This is a genomic window from Plantactinospora sp. CA-294935 (genome assembly GCF_050936445.1).
Classification (GTDB): Bacteria; Actinomycetota; Actinomycetes; order Mycobacteriales; family Micromonosporaceae; genus Plantactinospora.
Map to the genome: position 1 here is coordinate 4,691,503 of NZ_JBNJMU010000001.1, position 15,789 is coordinate 4,707,291.

The window sequence follows — 15,789 nt, forward strand, 5'->3', positions numbered from 1 at the left end:
GCCCGGAGATCTTGGGGGGCTCGAATGACTGAGTGGCTACGCAGGACCGGGCTGGTGTCGGGGGCGGTGGTCCTGGCGCTCGCCACCGTGGTCGCCTGCGCCAACGGCGAGCCGGAGCGCGAGGGCGGCACGACCGTCGCGGCGGAGACCGACCCGTCCGTCGCCGCCGACCCGGTCGCTGACGGCGAGCCGACGACCGAGCTTGAGCCGCCGGCCGTGGCCGGGCTCGGCGCCCGACCGACCCCTTCGGCCACCCCGAGCCGCACCGCGAGCAAGAAGCCGGGGCCGCGCAAGGTCCCGAAGCCGCCGACCGAGACGAAGCTGCCCCCACCGCCGCCCAAGCCCGAGACCGGCTGCACGAAGCCGCGCTACGAGGGCACCCAGGCCAGCCGGGCCCAGGTCAAGCAGGCGCTGACCGAGGCGGCCGGCCGGACCTACTGGCCGAGTTCGGCGCCGAGCATCCGGGTGCCGGTCGACCTGGTCAAGGCGACCGCCTGGCAGGAGAGCGGCTGGCAGTCGAACATCATCGCCTGCGACGGCGGGGTGGGGCTGATGCAGGTCATGCCGGACACCGCGGCCTTCGTCAACCAGCGCTTCGACCAGTCGTACGACATCGACGCCTACCGGGACAACGCCACGCTCGGGGCGAACTACCTGGCCTGGCTGATCAAGTACATCGGTGACGCCTTCTTCGAGAGCGACTACGGGGTCTCCGCCGAGGACTGCCGCACCGAACTCAACTCCTGCCTGCTGAACGCGGTGATCTCGGCGTACAACTTCGGGCCGGGGGCGGTGGTGACCGACGACGGGCTGAAGATCCCCAACCCGCAGTACGTGCGAAACGTCCGCGCGCTGATGACGGAGTGTGAGTGCCTGGCCTTCTGAGGCCGGTGGCCGGCTCGTCGTCCTATCCCGACCTCAGGTCGGTTGACCATTGCTTTTGCTCATATTGGCAGCTTGGACGACTGGACTCGAGCCGTCGTCGCAGATACGGTCAGTAGTGAACCCCTACCTCCGAGTAAGGAGGGCTGATCGATGCGACTGCTCTGGCTCGCCGACGTGCTCCGGTCCGCCGGTCTCACCGTGCACGAGGTCGGCGGTTGGCGGAGTCGCGGGTCCACATCCTTCGATCCACACGGGATCATGTGCCACGAGACCCGCGGTTCACTGCGCTCCACCGACGCCGGCGAGATCTACGTCCTGCTCAACGGTTCCGCGACCGCGCCACCGCCGATAGCCCAGCTCTACCTCTCGCGCACCGGGCACTGGCACGTGATCGCCTCCGGCCGGTGCAACCACGTCCGGGTCGGCTGGGCCGGGCCGTTCAAGGGGGTCGGCAACTCCGGCCTGATCGGCATCGAGGCGCAGCACGCCCTCGGCGAGCCGTGGACCGACCGGCAGTACGACTCCTACGTGCGCGGGGTACGGGCGCTGCGCGACCGTACCGGCTGGGGGATCGCCGGCCACAAGGAGCACCAACCGGCTGGCTACGGACACCCGAGCGTCAAGACGGACCCGAGTTTCAACATGAACCAGTTCCGGCGCGACGTCGCCGCATCGTCCGGAGGGGAGAACATCATGCCGGCACTGTCCGATCAGGAGCAGGAACAACTGCTCAAGTTCGCCAAGGACAACAACTACCTTCTGTGGCAGGGCGCGCAGAAGCCTGACGGAAGCGGCCGTACCGACATCCGGCAGCACTTCTACACCATCGAGGGGATGCTGACCGAGGTCAAGGCCAACCAGATGAACATGCTCGGCAAGGACTGGGTCAACGAGCAGCAGATCATCGACGGCGTGCTCAACGGGCTGGGCTCGAAGGACCTCGACGACGCGGCGGCCGCGCTGCGGGCGGCGTTCGGCGACCGGATCGGGGAGCTGGCCGCCAAACTCGCTGCCGCGACCTGAGCCCCCCGCCGGCCCGGCGGCTCGGCGGCCCGGTCAGCCGGTCGGGTGGCCCGGTCAGCCGGTCGTGCGGCGGCGCAGCCAGGCGTCCTCGGCGAGGTAGTCGAAGTAGTCGGTGCGGTAGTTCTGCGCGAGGTCGGGGAAGACGGTCCGCCAGTCCCGGCCGTGCGCGGCGTCCACCAGCCACCGTACGGTCTCCGGCAGCGAGTCGAGATAACTGGTCACCGGGCGGTAGCCGAGCTGGCGTTCCGCCAGGCTCATGTCCAGCACCACCGGGTACGGCGTGGACCACGGCGTCTCGCCGACCGGTGGTGCCGGCGAGGGGCCGTCGATCAGCACGTCCTCCGCACCGTGGTCCAGCACCGCGTGCACGGCGGCGCCGATCTCGCGTACGGTCGGTGGCTCCGGGTCGCCGGCGTTGAGCACCCGGGCCCCGGGCTCGGCGGCGGAGAGCCGGATCAGCTCGGCGAGGTTGGCCGTGGAGACCGGATGGAACCGGCTCTGTCCGGCGTACGTCAGCACCCGTACCGGCCGGTGGTCCAGGGCGCGTTTGACGAAGTGCCACTCGCGCGGGTGCACGGTGTGCGGCCCGTGGATCGCACCGGCCCGCAGCAGCGTGGTCGGCAGGACCGCCCCGGCGGCGAGCAGTTCGCGCTCCAGGGCCGCCTTCCCGGCCGCGTACGTGTCGCCACCCGCCGCCGCGTCCGGGTCGAGCGGTGCGACGGTCTGCTGGGTCTCGGCGATCGGCACCGGGAACCGGACCCCTTCGGCGCCGAACCCCCGGCCCGCGTCGTCCAGGTAGACCCCGGCGGTGGAGACGACCACGGCCGAACCGATCCGGTCGGCGAGCCGGAGCAGTTGGCGGGCGTGCCGGGCGTCGTACGCGACGGTGTCGACCAGTACGTCGCAGCCGTCGCCGACCGCGACCGCCAGCCCGGCGTCATCCTCGCGGTCCAGCGGCACCAGCTCGACGTTCCAGTCCGGCGGCCAGGGTGCCCCGGCCCGCAGGCCCCGGGCGGCGGCCCGGACGTGCCAGCCGTCGGCGACCAGGGCGCGGACCGCGGCCCGGCCGACCTGGCCGGTGGCGCCGACGACCAGAGCGAGCTTCTCCATAGCGTCACGCTAGATCTCCGCACCGAGGCTGGCGAGCCCTTCGGCTCTCAGCCGAACCCGCCGGCCGTCGATGCCGACCGAACAACGTCGCCACTCGTGACGTGCAACCGGGACAGCCCCCGGTCGGTACGCAGGTGCAGCGGGACGTGCCCGCGCCGAGGCGTCGGCATCGGACGGCGCGGTCACGCCCGGGTCCGTCGCACGAACAGGCGGGCGCGACCAACGACGCGTTCTGCAACCGCCATTGTGCAATAACTATTGCGCAATCTCTCTTGCGCATGTCAGCCTGGGGGTATGAACAGAGAGGTCCGCCAGGTCACCGACTCCCGGGTGCTGGCCGCGATGTCCCACCCGTTGCGCCGGCGCCTGATGGACGTGCTCAAGGTCTACGGCCCGGCCACGGTCAGCACGCTGGCCGAGCGCACCGGGCAGGCGGTGGCGAACGTCAGTCACCACCTCAAGGTGCTGGCCGCCGCCGACCTGGTCGAGGAGGCACCGGAACTGGCCCGGGACCGCCGGGAGCGGTGGTGGCGGCTGGTCTCGGCCGGGCTCCGCTGGTCCAGCGCCGACTTCGCCGGTGACCCGTCCCGCGAGGCGGTGCAGCAGGCCGCGGTGTCGCTCAACCTCGACCGCCAGGTCGGCCTGGTCCGGGACTGGCACGCCGCCGCCGAGGAGCAGCGGGCCGCCTGGGCGGAGGCGCCGTTCTCCACCGACCGCTGGCTGCGGCTCACCCCGACCGAGCTGGCCGAGTTCGAGACCGAACTGCTCGCCCTGCTGTCCCGGTGGGGCGATCGCGAGCTTCCCGACGACGGGCAGCGCCGCGAGCCGGTCTTCTTCTTCGCCCACGGCATCCCGGCCCAGCCCTGAACCACGGCGAGCCCATCTGGTGACCCGGTCGGTCTTGCTACCCACGGTCGCCGACCCGGTCGGGTCACCCCACCCACCCTGAACCACGGCGAGCCCATCCGGTGACCCGGTCGGTCTTGCTACCCACGGTCGGGTCTCCCCGCCGCGAGGCCGGCGAGCGAGAGGAGACGAAATGAGCCTGCTCCGGCAACGGGAATTCCGGCTGCTCTGGATCGGTCAGGCCGGCAGCACCTTCGGCGCCAGCGTCACCAGCGTGGCGCTGCCGCTGGTGGCGGTTGCCACCCTCGGCGCCAGCACCTTCCAGGTGGCGCTGCTGACCGCCGCCGCATGGCTGCCCTGGCTGCTGGTCGGTCTGCCGGCCGGCGCCCTGGTGGATCGGCTGCGCTGCCGGCCGGTGATGGTGACCTGCGACCTGGTCGCCGCGCTGCTCTTCGCCAGCGTGCCGGTCGCCGGCTGGCTCGGCGTACTCACCATCGGGCACCTGCTGGCCGTCGCGCTGGGCGGCGGCACCGTGAGCGTCTTCTTCAAGACCGCGTACCAGGTCTACCTGCCCACCCTGCTGGACCGGGCCGACCTGGCCGAGGGAAACGCGAAGCTCCAGGGCACCGAGGCGGTGGCCCAGGTGGCCGGCCCGGGCGCGGCCGGCCTGCTGGCCAGCCTGGTCGGCGCCGCGACGGCGCTGTTGGCGGACGTGCTCGGCTTCCTCGGCTCGGCCGCCTGCCTGCTGTCGATCCGTCGCCAGGAGCCACGCCGCGCCGCCGATCCGGCGGCGGGTCTCGGCCGGCAGATCGCCGAGGGGGTACGGTTCACCGCCCGCGATCCCTACCTGCGGGTGCTCACCGTCTGGGGCGCGGTCAGCAACCTCGGCCTGGTCGGCTACCAGGCGATCCTGGTCGTCTTCCTGGTCCGCGAGGTCGGGGTCGGTCCGGGTACGGTCGGCGGCCTGCTCGCCGTGATGAGCCTCGGCGGTGTCGTCGGCGCTGCCATCGCCACCGCGCTGTCCCGGCGCCTCGGCAGCGCCCGCGCGCTGCTGCTCTGCGCCCTCGGCGCCGAACCGTTCGGGTTGCTGATCCCGCTGACCGCCCCCGGTGCCCGGCTCGGCCTGCTGGTGCTGGCCGGGACGGTGATCGGCGCGGGAGTGGTCGCCGGCAACGTGATCAAGGCAGGCTTCCGCCAGGCGTACGTGCCGCACCGGCTACTCGGCCGGGTCAGCGTGACCATGCAGGTGGTCAACCTCGGCACCATGCCACTCGGTGCCGTGCTCGGCGGTGCGCTCGGTATGGCGCTCGGCCTCCGCCCGGCGATGTGGGTGATCACCGCCGGGCTGGCGCTGAGCGGGCTGATCCTGCTGATCGGCCCGCTGCGGAGGCGCCGCGACCTACCCGAACCGCGGCACGATACGGAGCCGGCGGCACCGGCCCGCCCGGCGCGTAGCGAGATGGTCAGCGCGGCTGCACGTTAGCCGCCTGCGGGCCCTTCTCGCCCTGGGTGACGTCGAACTCGACCTTCTGCCCCTCGTTGAGCTCGCGGTAGCCGGACGAGGCGATCGCGGAGTAGTGGACGAACACGTCCGGCCCTCCGCCGTCCTGCTCGATGAAGCCGAAGCCCTTTTCCGAGTTGAACCACTTGACGGTTCCGGTTGCCATGGGTGTCTCCTTAGCGGCGCGCCCGGTGCGTGGCGTGCCCTGTACGTCACCGACAGTAGCCTCCCTGCGTACTCGGTGCGGGCGGAAGTCGGGAGTCGTACAAACCTCGGCGTAGGCCGGACGGCGGAGTCACCCCTAGATCGAGTCAGGGTTGCCCGCGTCGCTTACCAGGGCTGGACCCGGATGTCCGGGTGCCGTTCCGTCCGTAACGTTCCTGACGTGGCGGACTGGCTGGTTCAGGTGGGGGAACTGCCGTCGGGAGTCTTTCTGGCGGTGCTCGGCGGTGTCATGATGCTGGACGCGATTCCGCTGCTCGGCGTACTCGTGCCCGGCGACGTCGCGGTACTGGCCGCGGTGGGGGTGGGCCGGCCGGCCAGTGTGGGGGCGTTCCTGGCGGTGATCGGCGGCTGCCTCGGCGGCTGGTCGCTCACCTTCTTCGCCGGTCGGCGGTTCGGCGCCCGGCTGCGGCGCAGCCGTACCGGGGCGTGGATCGGGGAGGCGCGCTGGTCGGCGGCCGAGCGGATTCTCAGCAGTGGCGGGGGCCGGATGGTGATGGTGGCGCCCTTCCTGCCGGTACTGAACGCGCTGCTGCCGCTCGCCGCGGGCGGGCTGCGGATGTCGTACCGGCGGTTCCTGGGCTTCGCGGCGGTCGGCGCGGTGCTCTGGGCCGGGCTCTACATGGTGCTCGGCATCCTGGCCCGGTCGGTCGGCGGGTTGCTACCCGGCGAGTCGTTCGCGCTGGTGGGCACGGTGGGCTTCGGGATGATCTTCGGCGGCCTCGTCCTGCTGGGCGTACGCCGCCGACTCGCCTCGACGGTCCAGGGCTGACAGTGCGGATGGGGGGGGCGGGAGGTGACCGGGTGGCGCCGGCGGGCTGGGGCGGCCGGCCGGCACCACCCGGGGGACGCGGATCGCGGTCACGGGGGTGCCAGGACGGGCTGGGGCAACGGCCGGTCGGGGACGTGGTCGCGCAGCCGGGGCGGACCGGCGGCCGGTCGGGGGTGACCGGCCGCCGGGGCCGGCTGTCGACTCCGGGTGACACCCTCGGCCGGCGGTGACAGCGGCCCGGGCGATGTCGCCGGTCAGGGCCGGTCGGGTACCGGCTGGCATACTGGGCTGCCATGATGTTGTCGCGGCGCTGGGCCGGTTTCCTGATCCTGGTCGGCGTGTGGACCTGGGTGATCTGGCCCCGGTTCGCCGTCGCGATCTGGAACGACGCCCGGGCCTGGTCGACCGGGGAGATCGGGCAGGGCAGCCCGACGAGCTTCCTCTGGGTGCACGCGCTGCTGATCGGGGCGTCCCTGGCGATCGGTACCGCGGTCGGCGTGCTCGGCGTACGCGCCTGGTGGGCCGGGCGGACTCCTCGATCCTGAGCCGGTCTCGGCCCTGAGCTGGTCCTGCCGTCGCGCGTTGTCGGGCGCCGGCCGGCGTTCCCCCGTCATCACCACCGCCGGCCGGCGAGTCATGGGCCCCGGTGTCGAACCGGGCACACCGCCATCCTGAGTGAACTTTCCAACCTGAACCGGGCGGTGTCTACGCTCCGACTTCCACCTGCGGCCACCACGGACCGCAAAGGGGAGGTTGAAACAAGTTCAGTGGCGGCCGAGCAGCCGACGCCCGCGCCCATGGCATCCACAGTGAACCTTTTTCAACCTGAACCGCGCGGCGCCCACGCACCGCGTCCGACCTTGCGGTCCGGCGGACCGCAAGGGGAGGTTGAAAAAGGTTCAGTGGATGGCATCGAGGCCTCGCCGGGAGTCGAACCCGCATCACCCGCTTTGCAGGCGGGGCGCCCCACCGGGGACGAAACGAGGCCGGGTGGTGCCCGACGATCGGGCTCGACGTGCGGGTGGGAGGACTCGAACCTCCTCAGCGCGAAGCACCTGTTCTACAGACAGGCCCGACTCTCCAGCGTCGGCGCACCCGCGTGGGGTGACTGGCGGGACTCGAACCCAGCGACCTCCGGATCCACAGTCCGGCGCTCTTCCGACTGAGCTACAGTCACCATCGCGGCCTCATGGCCAGTACCCGGACCTGGGATCGAACCAGGGACCTCCTCGGTGTGAACGAGGCGCTGCCACCACTGAGCTATCCGGGCATCGCTCCACCCGAGCGGGAGAGCGAGGTAGCGCCGACGGGATTCGAACCCGCGAAATCCAGGGTGAAAGCCTGGCGACTCTTGCCACTCGTCCACGGCGCCGCGTGAGTGTTCCGAGCTGGACTCGAACCAGCGACCCTCGCGATGTCGACGCGATGCTCTTCCGACTGAGCTACCGGAACGGGGGCGGGACCGGGAGTCGAACCCGGGGCCTGCGGTTTATGAGACCGCCGCGCTACCACTGCGCTATCCCGCGAGTACGCCGCCAGGGACTTGAACCCTGAACCCACGCATTAAGAGTGAACCTTTTTCAACCTGAACCGCACGGCGCTCACACACCGCGTTCGACCTCGCGCTCCAACGGACCGCAAGGGGAGGTTGAAAAAGGTTCAGTGCGTTGCTCTGACCATTGAGCTAGCGGCGCAAGGCATGTGTTCGAGGAAGGCGGAGGAGTCGAACCCCTGCCGTTGCCGACACCCCGGTTTTCAAGACCGGTCGCCCGCCGCCGGGCGGCGCCTTCCGAGAGTTTGGCGGACCCCCGGGGTATGCCCGACCCCGGGGGCCCTGAAGTTCCACCCGTTCGCACGCCAGCGGCGTTTAAGCTCCACGATCAGTCTGCAGTCGACGTGCTTTGCCATTAAGCGACCGCCGCAGGGAGAGCGGCAGACTGGACTCGAACCAGCATCTCGTCGAGGTTGTCGTGGTCGGTAGGTCTGGCGATCGGTGGGGGTGCTGAGCCTGGAGCGATAGTCTCAGCCTGCTCGGTGCCGGTCTGCCTCTACCGGTTGGGCTACCTCGGCCCGAAGTGCCGAGGGGAGGACTCGAACCTCCACTGGAACCGTCACCGTTGATGAGTCTGACAGGTCAGCCTCAGTCTCGGCGCATCTCGCGCCACCCCCCCGCTCCACGGGGGTGTCTGGGAGACTACCCGAACAGGTAGCCGAACACCTCGTCGCCGACGGTGCGGTCCTCGACGGTGGTGCTGTTGGCCTCCTCGCGGGCCACCTTCACCGCCTCCAGCAGCTTGTCGACCCGGCCGCGCAGCACCTTGACCCGCTCGGCCGGCAGGGCGCCGGAGAGCTTCACCGTGGTCCAGGTGCCCACCGGTACGTCCTCGGTGTAGACCTCGACCTGCGCCGGGTGCTTCTCGGTCGCCTCGGCCTTGACGTGGTTGCGGTGCACCTTGCGCATCTTCTGGGTCTGGCTCGGCGTACTCGCGTAGCAGCCGCGGTCGGGGTCGAACTCCCACCGCTCCGCCGCGTCCAGGGTGGCCAGCCCGTCGACGAAGGTACGCAGGTCGACGAGCTGCTTCTCCAGGAAGAGCAGGTAGGTGACCGGTGCCTGGCGGACCAGCGTCCGCCCGTCGACCACCACGTCGGCCTTGGCGGTGGCGTTGCCGGTGTCCTGGAGGAACTGGAGGTCGAAGAGTCGACCCATGGTGGTGGCGACCTCGTCGAGGACCTCCTGGACGGTGTACTGCACCCGGGTCGACTCCGGCGGCAACTGCTCCCGGATGTCGTCGGCGAACGGCTGGTAGGTCCGGGAGATGCCGGAGAGCGGCGGCGCCTTCTGGGTACGCCGGTGCGCGTCGGTGAGTTCCCGCTTGGCCTGCGGCTTGAAGCCCTGCACCAGCGCGTTGACCTTGTGCAGTTCGGTGGGATTGGGCACCATGATCCTTTCGGTCTCGTCGGGCAGACGATAGTCGTCGTCGCCACGTACGGCGACCCGGTCGAAGTCGGGACGGCCGGACTTGAACCGACGACCTCCGCACCCCCAGTGCGGCGCGCTACCAAGCTGCGCCACGTCCCGATGTCGTACCCCTGGGAGGATTCGAACCTCCGCTCGACACGGCTTCGTAGGCCGCCGCTCTATCCACTGAGCTACAAGGGCAGGAGCGGAAGGAGAGGGATTCGAACCCTCGCCGGGTGTGAGCCGGTCCGCCTTAGCAGGGCGGCGCCATGGACCTCTCGGCCATCCTTCCGAACCGCGCCTACGGCGCGTAGTACCCGGAGCAGGAGTCGAACCTGCAACACACCGGTTCTGAGCCGGCGGCCTCTTCCGTTGGGCTACCCGGGCATGGGTGAACCTTTTCAGGCTCCCCTTGCGGTCGGTCAGACCGCAGGGTCGGACGCGGTGTGTGAGCGCCGCGCGGTTCAGGTTGAAAATGGTTCAGTGGAGTGACGCGGGATCGAACCGCGCACGCGCAGCTTGCAAGGCAACGCTGTGCACCAGCACCCACCCAGAAGTGCCCTCGGCGCGACTCGAACGCGCACGTGACCAGGCTCTCGACCTGGCGCCTCTACCAATTGGACCACGAGGGCATCGCGCTCCCGGAGGAGTATTTACTGGACGTTTACCAGCCATTTCAACTCGCTCCCAGGTTAGGACTCGAACCTAAACAATGCGCTCCAGAGACGCATGTCCTACCTATTAGACGACCTGGGACTGACAGCCGGCGGGGGAGAACCCGCCGGCCGCCGTCAGCGCCGGGTCAGCGCGGCCCAACTCGGGACCGTCGCCGCCGACCGCAGCACCATGCCCGCCTCGGCGGGGGTGCGGTCTGCCTTGCGCTGATTGCAGCCGTCGCAGGACGCGACGGTGTTGGTCCAGGTGTTCCGGCCACCGCGGGAGCGGGGCAGGATGTGGTCGACGGTACTCGCGGGACCGCCGCAGTAGCCGCACCGACGTCCGTCCCGGGTGAGCACGCCCGACCGGGACCAGGCCGGTCCCGAGCTGAAGCGCCATCTGGTGACGACGTACTTGACCAGGCGGACCACCGTCGGCACCGGGTAGACCCCGATCAGCCGGTCCGGTACCGCCTCGTGCACCTCGGCGACGCGCCGGACCAGCATCCGTACGGCGTGCCGGAGACTGACCCGGTGGAGCGGGCCGAGGTCGGCGTTGATGACCAGGACGTCCACCGGATACCTCCTTCTCTTGTCGATGTCACGGAACTCTCGTCGGATATTCGGAGCGGCTACCGGGATTTGAACCCGGGACCTCCACCGTGGCAAGGTGGCGCGCTGCCAACTGCGCTACAGCCGCATGGGAAAATGCTCCGGGTGCGATTCGAACGCACACTGTGCGCGTTTTGAGTGCGCTGCCTCCTGCCGTTGGGCTACCGGAGCGGACGGCCGGGGAAGCTGGACTCGAACCAGCACGAGCGTTACCGTCTCCCGGTTCAAAGCCGGGCATGTTGCCAGTTACACCATTCCCCGTCGGTACTGCCGAGCGGCCACGGAGAATCGAACTCCGGTCCTCTGGGTGGAAGCCAGGTGCTCTGCCGTTGAGCTATGGCCGCGATGTCGTACGTAGACCGTGCCGGAATCGAACCGGCCTTCTCCAGAGTGAGAGTCTGGCGAGATAACCACTACTCCAACGGTCCGGGCGGCGGGGCGGAGTCGCCCCGAATCCACTGAACCTCGTCCGGGACCCGAGAGTCGAACTCGGTGTCTCCTGTACCCAAAACAGGCGGGTCAGCCGTCTCCCTCGCCCCGGATCGGCCCGGCCGGCGCGGTGGTACGGCGCCGGCCGGGCATCATCTATGCCATCCACTGTGGAGTTTTCAACGTGGTACCGGTCCCGCCGGCCGAGGTCGGGGGAAAAGCAGGGGTGACAGGACTCGAACCTGCAACCTTCGGATTTGGAGGCCGCTGCGCTGCCAGTTGCGCCACACCCCTGTGTGGTGAAAGCCCGGGTGGGAAAAAGAAACGCCGCCCGGTCCCGGGTCCGGGAGGGCGGCGTAGACGCGAGTGGAGTCGCGTTACGTCCGCCAGCCGCCCAGTTCGGCACATTCGCCGGCGCTTAGGTGGACGGGGTGCCCGAGCATGGCGCAGCCCGCCGGAACGTACGGCTTCTGCCGCCACGCTCGCGATGAGGCCTGCCACAACATCGGATGCTCCTGTCGTTTCGGTGTCGCTTTGTTGATCGCTGTGGTAACTACGGTAGGGGCCGTTCCCGCGCGGAGCAACATCTTTTTCGGCTTTTCCGCGCACCGTCCTGTCGTCGGGCGGGAATGGCTGCTCAGTGGCGTTGCCGGCACCGGTGGACAGCGGTGCCGGCAACGGTACACACCGGACTCAGCGGACCCGTTCGACCAGGCGGCTCACCGCGGCCGCCACCGCGTCGGGTGCCTGGGCCTGCGGGTAGTGCCCCACTCCGGGTACCACCACCACCTCGGCTTCGAGCTGTTCGCCGATCCAGTGCGCCTCGGCCGCCGGGTCCTTCCAGTCCACGTCGGCGGCGCCCATCACCACGACGGCGGGGGCCGACACTTCGGGCAGCCGTTGCCGGGCCGGCTCGTGCGAGCTGCGGCTGGTCTGCACGAAGGCCCGCCAGTGCCCGGGCCGGCGCAGGTTGTCGCGCACCCGGGCGAGGTGCTGCTGGTAACCGTCGGGCTTGGTGCCGGGCAGCCACTTCGGGTAGTAGCCGAGGAAGGCCGCCGGGCCCCAGGGCCGGAGGAGCATGATCCGGAACAGCAGGTTCATCACGGCCGCCCCGGCGGGGTTCCGGACGAACGGGCCGAGCAGGGCGAGGCCGCGTACCTTCGCCGGGGCGTCGGCGGCGGCGATCACGGCGGCTCCGGCGCCCATGGAGTTGCCGACCAGGTATCCGGATCCGCCGAGTTCGTCGAGGAGGGCGAGCAGGTCGCCGGCGAGCGCGACGTCGTCGTACCGCGAGAAGCTGGTGTCGCTGTCGCCGTGCCCCCGGATGTCCATGACGGCCACCCGGTAGCCCGCCTCGACCAGCTTCGGCGCGAGCAGCCGGTACGACTGGCGCAGCTCGCCCATCCCCGGTGTGCAGATCACCAGCGGGCCGTCGCCGTCCCAGAGGTCGTACGCGATGCGCCCCTCCGGGCGGCGAAGGTAGTGGGTGTTAGTCATAGCCTTAAAGCTACACCCATTAGCCAACAGCGCCAAGGACGACCTTCCGTGGCGTGCGGGACTCGCCAGCCCCGCGCGCTGTGGTGGGCGCCGCTGCCTCTTCGCCGCGCGACCCGCCGGTGCGCCTGCGGCGTCGGCTCGACCACCGTCCCCCTTCGGCACGCCCACGATCGAACTGTTCGTGGGCCGTATCTGGAGATCGGCACCGAGCGGATGCTCGACCCGATCCGGGACCGGTGAGGCGTACAGCCAGGTCAGGGCGGGTGGAAGCGTCAGTTTCGTCCCTGTCCGGCAACGGCCGGTGGCACGATGAGAGCAGTTGGTCTCTGGCGAGTCGACTGAACCTTCGAGACGAACTCCAGCCGGGGCTTCGGCCTGTGCGGACGGAGATGCGACGGCCCTCAACACGCCCGTGCCGTCATCCCGGCAGCGGGGAGGGTGACGCTGCCGCAAGGCCCAACTCCGGCGGCTTGCGAGGGTCGCCTCGGCCGCGCGGGTCCGGTCCGACAGCCGTACGGGAGGAGAAGCCATGGGGGATGCCTCGGCCAGCACAAGTACGAGCGGCGACGGAGCCACCACACCCGAGTTGGTGCAGCGGGCCGCCGAGCAGATATCCGGACTGCTCCGCGAGGAACTCGCACTAGCTCAGATGGAGATGTCAGAGAAGGGGAAGCGTGCGGGGATCGGCGCCGGGCTGTTCGGTGGCGGCGGTGCTATGGCCCTCTACGCCGGTGGTGCCCTGATCGCCGCAGCGGTGGTGGCGTTGAGCTACGTCATCCCGGCAGCACTGGCCGCACTCGTCGTCGGTGTCATTCTGGCGGGTCTCGCGGGATTGCTCGCGCGATCGGGCCAGAAGCAGGTCCGCCGGGCGGGGCCTCCGATGCCGAAATCGACGGCGGGAAGCCTGCGCGCCGATGCCGAAACGGTGCGGAACGCGGCCAAGGATCGGGGACGGTCATGACGATGGGGGACGGCACCGGGGACGTGGACCGGACCCGTGAGGAGATCGACAGGCGGCGTGCCGAACTCGGCGAAACGGTTCAGGCGTTGGCGGCCAAGACGGACATACGGGCCCGTGGCCGCCAACAGGCCGGACAGGCCACGGACCGGCTCCGGGAACGATCGACACAGGCCACCGGGGCAGTACGCGAGAAGGTGGCGCAACTGCCGGGAGTGGTGAGCCAGAAGGTGGGACAGGCGCAGCGGAGGGTGGGCCAGATGGCTGCGGATGCCGGCCAGCAGGGTGCACGCGGTGCTCAGGTGGTGGGCGCCTCGGTCAACCGGGCGGGCGGAATCGTCCGGCACAACCCGGTGCCGTTCGCCCTCGGTGCCGTCGCGATGATCGCTGGCATGGTGATAGGGCGGAAGCGCATGGAGGCGGCCCGAGCCAGGCGTCGGAGCGGCCAGTGGAACGCCGACCGGCTGCTGCGGATGGCTCGGCCGATGGCTCCGTGGCGGTCGGCGGCGATCAGGTCCGTGAAACGCTTCTCCGGGTCCCGGCGCATCTCCCGCTGAGCAAGGGCCGTCGGGCATCGCGACGGACCCGCACAAGCCGACGTACCGGGCCAGGGCTGCCTGCCACATGTCTGCCCTGGTCGCGATCCTGACTACCAGCCCCGGGCGCGCCACTCCGGTAGCGAAGGCCGTTCGGCGCCGAGCGTGCTGTCCCGGCCGTGACCCGGATAGAACCAGGTCTCGTCCGGCAGCCGGTCGAAGATCTTCTGCTCCACGTCGTTGATCAGCGAGCCGAACCGCACCGGGTCCCGGTCGGTGTTGCCGACCCCGCCCGGAAATAGCGAGTCCCCGGTGAACAGGTGCGTCCCGTCGACCTCGTCCCGATAGAGCAGCGCCACGGAGCCGGGGGTGTGCCCGACGATGTGGATCACCTCGAGTTCGCGGTCGCCGACCCGGATCCGGTCGCCGTCCGCGAGCGGCTCGGAGGGGATCGGCAGCCCGTCCGCGTCGTCGGCGTGCACCAGCGACCGGGCCCCGGTGCTGGCCACCACCTCTTCCAGCGCGACCCAGTGGTCCATGTGCCGGTGCGTGGTGACCACGGCGGCCAGCCCGCCGTCGCCGATCAGTTCCAGCAGCCGGGGCGCTTCGTTGGCCGCGTCGATCAGCACCTGCTCGCCGGTCGAGGCGCAGCGCAGCAGGTACGCGTTGTTGTCCATCGGGCCGACCGAGAGCTTGCTGACGGTCAGGCCGGTCAGCTCGCGTACGTCGGGTGGGCCGTCGGCGATGACGTCTCCGGTGTAGCTCATGTTCGGGTGCCTCCGAGTTGGTCGGCGGAGCAGAGTCGGGTCGGCGGATCAGATCCAGGGCGGGGGTGCCGGCAGCGGCCCGGCGGGCGTGACGACGAGGCCGGTACCGGCGCTCCGGCCGGTCAGCCAGCCCGCCAGTTCGTGCGCCGGGCCGGCGACGGTGCGCAGTTCCGGGCCGCTGTCCGGCGCCGGGATGCCGACCGGCCGGCCCCGGCCGGTGTCGACGGTCAGCGGTTGCCCGGTCTCCGCCGGCAGCAGCACCAGGGCGAGTGGGTCGTCCCGCTCGGCCAGGTCGTGCACCACCTCGTGCAGCAGCCGCTGGCCGAACGCGTCCGGCCAGTCGGCGGTCCGGTAGCCGGCGGCGAGGTCGACGTGGTGCACCTCCACCTCGCGCAGCCGCCCCCAGGTCAGGGTGGCGGCGGGCCGCAGCCCTCGGGCGGAGCGCACCTGTGCGGCCCAGGAATCCGCGGGCAGCGCCCGGGCGGCCTCGGCGAACCGCTCCGCGCTGGCCCGCAGGTCGGCGAGTTGGACGGCGGCCGGCCGGGCCGCGCCGGCCGCGATGTCCGCGTTCCGGGCCGCCGGGTTCGGGTACTGCGGGATGTCCTCGCCGGTACGCGCCGAGGTCAGCAGGTTGACGAAGCTGTCGGCGTTCCGGGCGAGGTGGCTGAGCACGTGCCCCCGGGTCCAGCCGGGGAGCAGGGACGGCTCGCCGATCGCCACGTCGTCGAGCCCGTCGACGGTCCGCAACAGCCGGTCCGTCGCCCGGTCCACCTCGGGCAGCAGCGCGAGTGGGTCGAGTGTCACGAGTCACGACGATAGCGCCCGGCGACCGGAGGGGCCCGGACGCCTCCGCCGGGAGTGGCGGGCCGGAATTGGCTTTCGGTCCGGTCGGACCAGCACCTACCGTCGACACCACACCCGCATGGCGTGAGGAGGTGGGATGCATGCCGGTCGCAGTGCGCGGGGCCACCGTTTCCACTTCTGGATTCGACTGCTGAATTCCACTCCTGACGACA

Annotated in this window: 15 protein-coding genes and 20 tRNA genes; 8 read left to right on the plus strand and 27 right to left on the minus strand. The window is 70.6% G+C overall.

Translation table 11 applies throughout. From position 1 onward, the window contains the following. Positions 1-24 precede the first annotated feature (24 nt). A complete protein-coding gene (locus ACQEVC_RS20920; protein ID WP_432880072.1) occupies positions 25-885 on the plus strand; it encodes a lytic transglycosylase domain-containing protein in 861 nt (286 codons plus the stop codon). Positions 886-1,035: 150 nt separating this feature from the next. After that, positions 1,036-1,908 (plus strand): peptidoglycan recognition protein family protein, encoded by an 873-nt coding sequence (locus ACQEVC_RS20925; RefSeq protein ID WP_432880074.1) that lies wholly within the window; start codon positions 1,036-1,038, stop codon positions 1,906-1,908. Between the two features lie 54 nt (positions 1,909-1,962). On the opposite strand, the gene ACQEVC_RS20930 is transcribed toward ACQEVC_RS20925, so the two are convergent. Beyond that, positions 1,963-3,018, minus strand: a complete 1,056-nt coding sequence (locus tag ACQEVC_RS20930) for an NAD-dependent epimerase/dehydratase family protein (protein ID WP_432880076.1) — start codon at positions 3,016-3,018, stop codon at positions 1,963-1,965. 294 nt (positions 3,019-3,312) lie between these two features. Between ACQEVC_RS20930 and ACQEVC_RS20935 the strand changes: the two genes are divergently transcribed. Together ACQEVC_RS20935 and ACQEVC_RS20940 are read left to right on the plus strand one after the other, a co-directional pair. Continuing rightward, entirely contained in the window at positions 3,313-3,885 is a 573-nt protein-coding gene (locus ACQEVC_RS20935) for an ArsR/SmtB family transcription factor (protein ID WP_432880079.1), read from the plus strand. Between the two features lie 172 nt (positions 3,886-4,057). Further along, positions 4,058-5,347: an MFS transporter gene (locus ACQEVC_RS20940; protein ID WP_432880082.1), complete on the plus strand. Its 1,290-nt coding sequence runs from the start codon at positions 4,058-4,060 to the stop codon at positions 5,345-5,347. Here ACQEVC_RS20940 and ACQEVC_RS20945 read toward each other — a convergent pair. Further along, complete coding sequence (locus ACQEVC_RS20945) at positions 5,328-5,531, minus strand: cold-shock protein (protein WP_278063023.1); 204 nt, start codon at positions 5,529-5,531, stop codon at positions 5,328-5,330. The two genes, ACQEVC_RS20940 and ACQEVC_RS20945, sit on opposite strands and share 20 nt — an antisense overlap. 219 nt (positions 5,532-5,750) lie before the next feature. Between ACQEVC_RS20945 and ACQEVC_RS20950 the strand changes: the two genes are divergently transcribed. Beyond that, positions 5,751-6,359 (plus strand): DedA family protein, encoded by a 609-nt coding sequence (locus ACQEVC_RS20950; RefSeq protein WP_432880086.1) that lies wholly within the window; start codon positions 5,751-5,753, stop codon positions 6,357-6,359. Between the two features lie 293 nt (positions 6,360-6,652). Further along, positions 6,653-6,904: an SCO4848 family membrane protein gene (locus ACQEVC_RS20955; RefSeq protein WP_432880088.1), complete on the plus strand. Its 252-nt coding sequence runs from the start codon at positions 6,653-6,655 to the stop codon at positions 6,902-6,904. A 370-nt stretch (positions 6,905-7,274) separates the two neighbouring features. Here the strand turns inward: ACQEVC_RS20955 and ACQEVC_RS20960 are convergent. The 23 genes from ACQEVC_RS20960 to ACQEVC_RS21070 all read right to left on the minus strand — a co-directional run bounded on the left by ACQEVC_RS20960 (position 7,275) and on the right by ACQEVC_RS21070 (position 12,512). Next, positions 7,275-7,347, minus strand: a tRNA-Cys gene (locus tag ACQEVC_RS20960). 28 nt (positions 7,348-7,375) lie between these two features. After that, a tRNA-Tyr gene (locus tag ACQEVC_RS20965) sits at positions 7,376-7,458 on the minus strand. A 1-nt stretch (position 7,459) separates the two neighbouring features. Next, positions 7,460-7,536: transfer RNA gene (locus tag ACQEVC_RS20970), tRNA-His, on the minus strand. 20 nt (positions 7,537-7,556) lie between these two features. Next, a tRNA-Val gene (locus tag ACQEVC_RS20975) sits at positions 7,557-7,629 on the minus strand. Positions 7,630-7,657: 28 nt separating this feature from the next. Next, positions 7,658-7,731: transfer RNA gene (locus tag ACQEVC_RS20980), tRNA-Glu, on the minus strand. Between the two features lie 7 nt (positions 7,732-7,738). Further along, positions 7,739-7,811 (minus strand) — tRNA-Val (locus tag ACQEVC_RS20985). 2 nt (positions 7,812-7,813) lie between these two features. Beyond that, positions 7,814-7,885, minus strand: a tRNA-Met gene (locus tag ACQEVC_RS20990). A 182-nt stretch (positions 7,886-8,067) separates the two neighbouring features. After that, positions 8,068-8,150, minus strand: a tRNA-Ser gene (locus ACQEVC_RS20995). Positions 8,151-8,553: 403 nt separating this feature from the next. Next, on the minus strand, positions 8,554-9,297 hold the full coding sequence (locus tag ACQEVC_RS21000; RefSeq protein ID WP_318403228.1) for a hypothetical protein: 744 nt from the start codon (positions 9,295-9,297) through the stop codon (positions 8,554-8,556). Positions 9,298-9,364: 67 nt separating this feature from the next. Then, positions 9,365-9,438: transfer RNA gene (locus ACQEVC_RS21005), tRNA-Pro, on the minus strand. 6 nt (positions 9,439-9,444) lie between these two features. Then, positions 9,445-9,519, minus strand: a tRNA-Arg gene (locus ACQEVC_RS21010). Positions 9,520-9,524: 5 nt separating this feature from the next. Continuing rightward, positions 9,525-9,610, minus strand: a tRNA-Ser gene (locus ACQEVC_RS21015). Positions 9,611-9,632: 22 nt separating this feature from the next. Then, a tRNA-Leu gene (locus ACQEVC_RS21020) sits at positions 9,633-9,705 on the minus strand. Positions 9,706-9,875: 170 nt separating this feature from the next. Beyond that, positions 9,876-9,950: transfer RNA gene (locus tag ACQEVC_RS21025), tRNA-Leu, on the minus strand. Between the two features lie 52 nt (positions 9,951-10,002). Beyond that, positions 10,003-10,074, minus strand: a tRNA-Gln gene (locus ACQEVC_RS21030). A gap of 35 nt (positions 10,075-10,109) precedes the next feature. After that, positions 10,110-10,550, minus strand: a complete 441-nt coding sequence (locus tag ACQEVC_RS21035; protein WP_318403232.1) for an HNH endonuclease — start codon at positions 10,548-10,550, stop codon at positions 10,110-10,112. A gap of 51 nt (positions 10,551-10,601) precedes the next feature. Next, a tRNA-Gly gene (locus tag ACQEVC_RS21040) sits at positions 10,602-10,674 on the minus strand. 9 nt (positions 10,675-10,683) lie between these two features. Further along, positions 10,684-10,757, minus strand: a tRNA-Leu gene (locus ACQEVC_RS21045). A 6-nt stretch (positions 10,758-10,763) separates the two neighbouring features. Continuing rightward, positions 10,764-10,847, minus strand: a tRNA-Gln gene (locus ACQEVC_RS21050). 12 nt (positions 10,848-10,859) lie between these two features. Continuing rightward, positions 10,860-10,930: transfer RNA gene (locus ACQEVC_RS21055), tRNA-Gly, on the minus strand. Between the two features lie 11 nt (positions 10,931-10,941). Then, positions 10,942-11,014, minus strand: a tRNA-Glu gene (locus ACQEVC_RS21060). 222 nt (positions 11,015-11,236) lie between these two features. Continuing rightward, positions 11,237-11,309, minus strand: a tRNA-Trp gene (locus ACQEVC_RS21065). A gap of 399 nt (positions 11,310-11,708) precedes the next feature. Continuing rightward, complete coding sequence (locus ACQEVC_RS21070) at positions 11,709-12,512, minus strand: alpha/beta fold hydrolase (RefSeq protein ID WP_432880092.1); 804 nt, start codon at positions 12,510-12,512, stop codon at positions 11,709-11,711. A gap of 529 nt (positions 12,513-13,041) precedes the next feature. Here ACQEVC_RS21070 and ACQEVC_RS21075 point away from each other — a divergent pair. Together ACQEVC_RS21075 and ACQEVC_RS21080 are read left to right on the plus strand one after the other, a co-directional pair. Continuing rightward, positions 13,042-13,473 (plus strand): phage holin family protein, encoded by a 432-nt coding sequence (locus ACQEVC_RS21075; protein WP_432880094.1) that lies wholly within the window; start codon positions 13,042-13,044, stop codon positions 13,471-13,473. Continuing rightward, the gene (locus tag ACQEVC_RS21080; protein ID WP_432880097.1) at positions 13,470-14,027 is read left to right on the plus strand and encodes a DUF3618 domain-containing protein; all 558 of its coding nucleotides are present in this window, start codon (positions 13,470-13,472) and stop codon (positions 14,025-14,027) included. Before ACQEVC_RS21075 ends, ACQEVC_RS21080 begins: the two co-directional genes overlap by 4 nt. Positions 14,028-14,119: 92 nt before the next feature. On the opposite strand, the gene ACQEVC_RS21085 is transcribed toward ACQEVC_RS21080, so the two are convergent. Both ACQEVC_RS21085 and ACQEVC_RS21090 read right to left on the minus strand, forming a co-directional pair. Continuing rightward, positions 14,120-14,773, minus strand: a complete 654-nt coding sequence (locus tag ACQEVC_RS21085) for an MBL fold metallo-hydrolase (RefSeq protein WP_432880099.1) — start codon at positions 14,771-14,773, stop codon at positions 14,120-14,122. A 48-nt stretch (positions 14,774-14,821) separates the two neighbouring features. Next, positions 14,822-15,577, minus strand: coding sequence for a maleylpyruvate isomerase family mycothiol-dependent enzyme (locus ACQEVC_RS21090; protein ID WP_432880101.1), 756 nt, complete (start codon positions 15,575-15,577; stop codon positions 14,822-14,824). Positions 15,578-15,789: the final 212 nt, after the last annotated feature.

Bases quoted from the DNA above. Each gene is read 5' to 3' on its own strand.
- ACQEVC_RS20920 (WP_432880072.1), top strand. From the start codon at position 25: ATGACTGAGTGGCTACGCAGGACCGGGCTGGTGTCGGGGGCGGTGGTC.
- ACQEVC_RS20925 (WP_432880074.1), top strand. From the start codon at position 1,036: ATGCGACTGCTCTGGCTCGCCGACGTGCTCCGGTCCGCCGGTCTCACC.
- ACQEVC_RS20930 (WP_432880076.1), bottom strand. From the start codon at position 3,018: ATGGAGAAGCTCGCTCTGGTCGTCGGCGCCACCGGCCAGGTCGGCCGG.
- ACQEVC_RS20935 (WP_432880079.1), top strand. From the start codon at position 3,313: ATGAACAGAGAGGTCCGCCAGGTCACCGACTCCCGGGTGCTGGCCGCG.
- ACQEVC_RS20940 (WP_432880082.1), top strand. From the start codon at position 4,058: ATGAGCCTGCTCCGGCAACGGGAATTCCGGCTGCTCTGGATCGGTCAG.
- ACQEVC_RS20945 (WP_278063023.1), bottom strand. From the start codon at position 5,531: ATGGCAACCGGAACCGTCAAGTGGTTCAACTCGGAAAAGGGCTTCGGC.
- ACQEVC_RS20955 (WP_432880088.1), top strand. From the start codon at position 6,653: ATGATGTTGTCGCGGCGCTGGGCCGGTTTCCTGATCCTGGTCGGCGTG.
- ACQEVC_RS21070 (WP_432880092.1), bottom strand. From the start codon at position 12,512: ATGACTAACACCCACTACCTTCGCCGCCCGGAGGGGCGCATCGCGTAC.
- ACQEVC_RS21075 (WP_432880094.1), top strand. From the start codon at position 13,042: ATGGGGGATGCCTCGGCCAGCACAAGTACGAGCGGCGACGGAGCCACC.
- ACQEVC_RS21080 (WP_432880097.1), top strand. From the start codon at position 13,470: ATGACGATGGGGGACGGCACCGGGGACGTGGACCGGACCCGTGAGGAG.
- ACQEVC_RS21085 (WP_432880099.1), bottom strand. From the start codon at position 14,773: ATGAGCTACACCGGAGACGTCATCGCCGACGGCCCACCCGACGTACGC.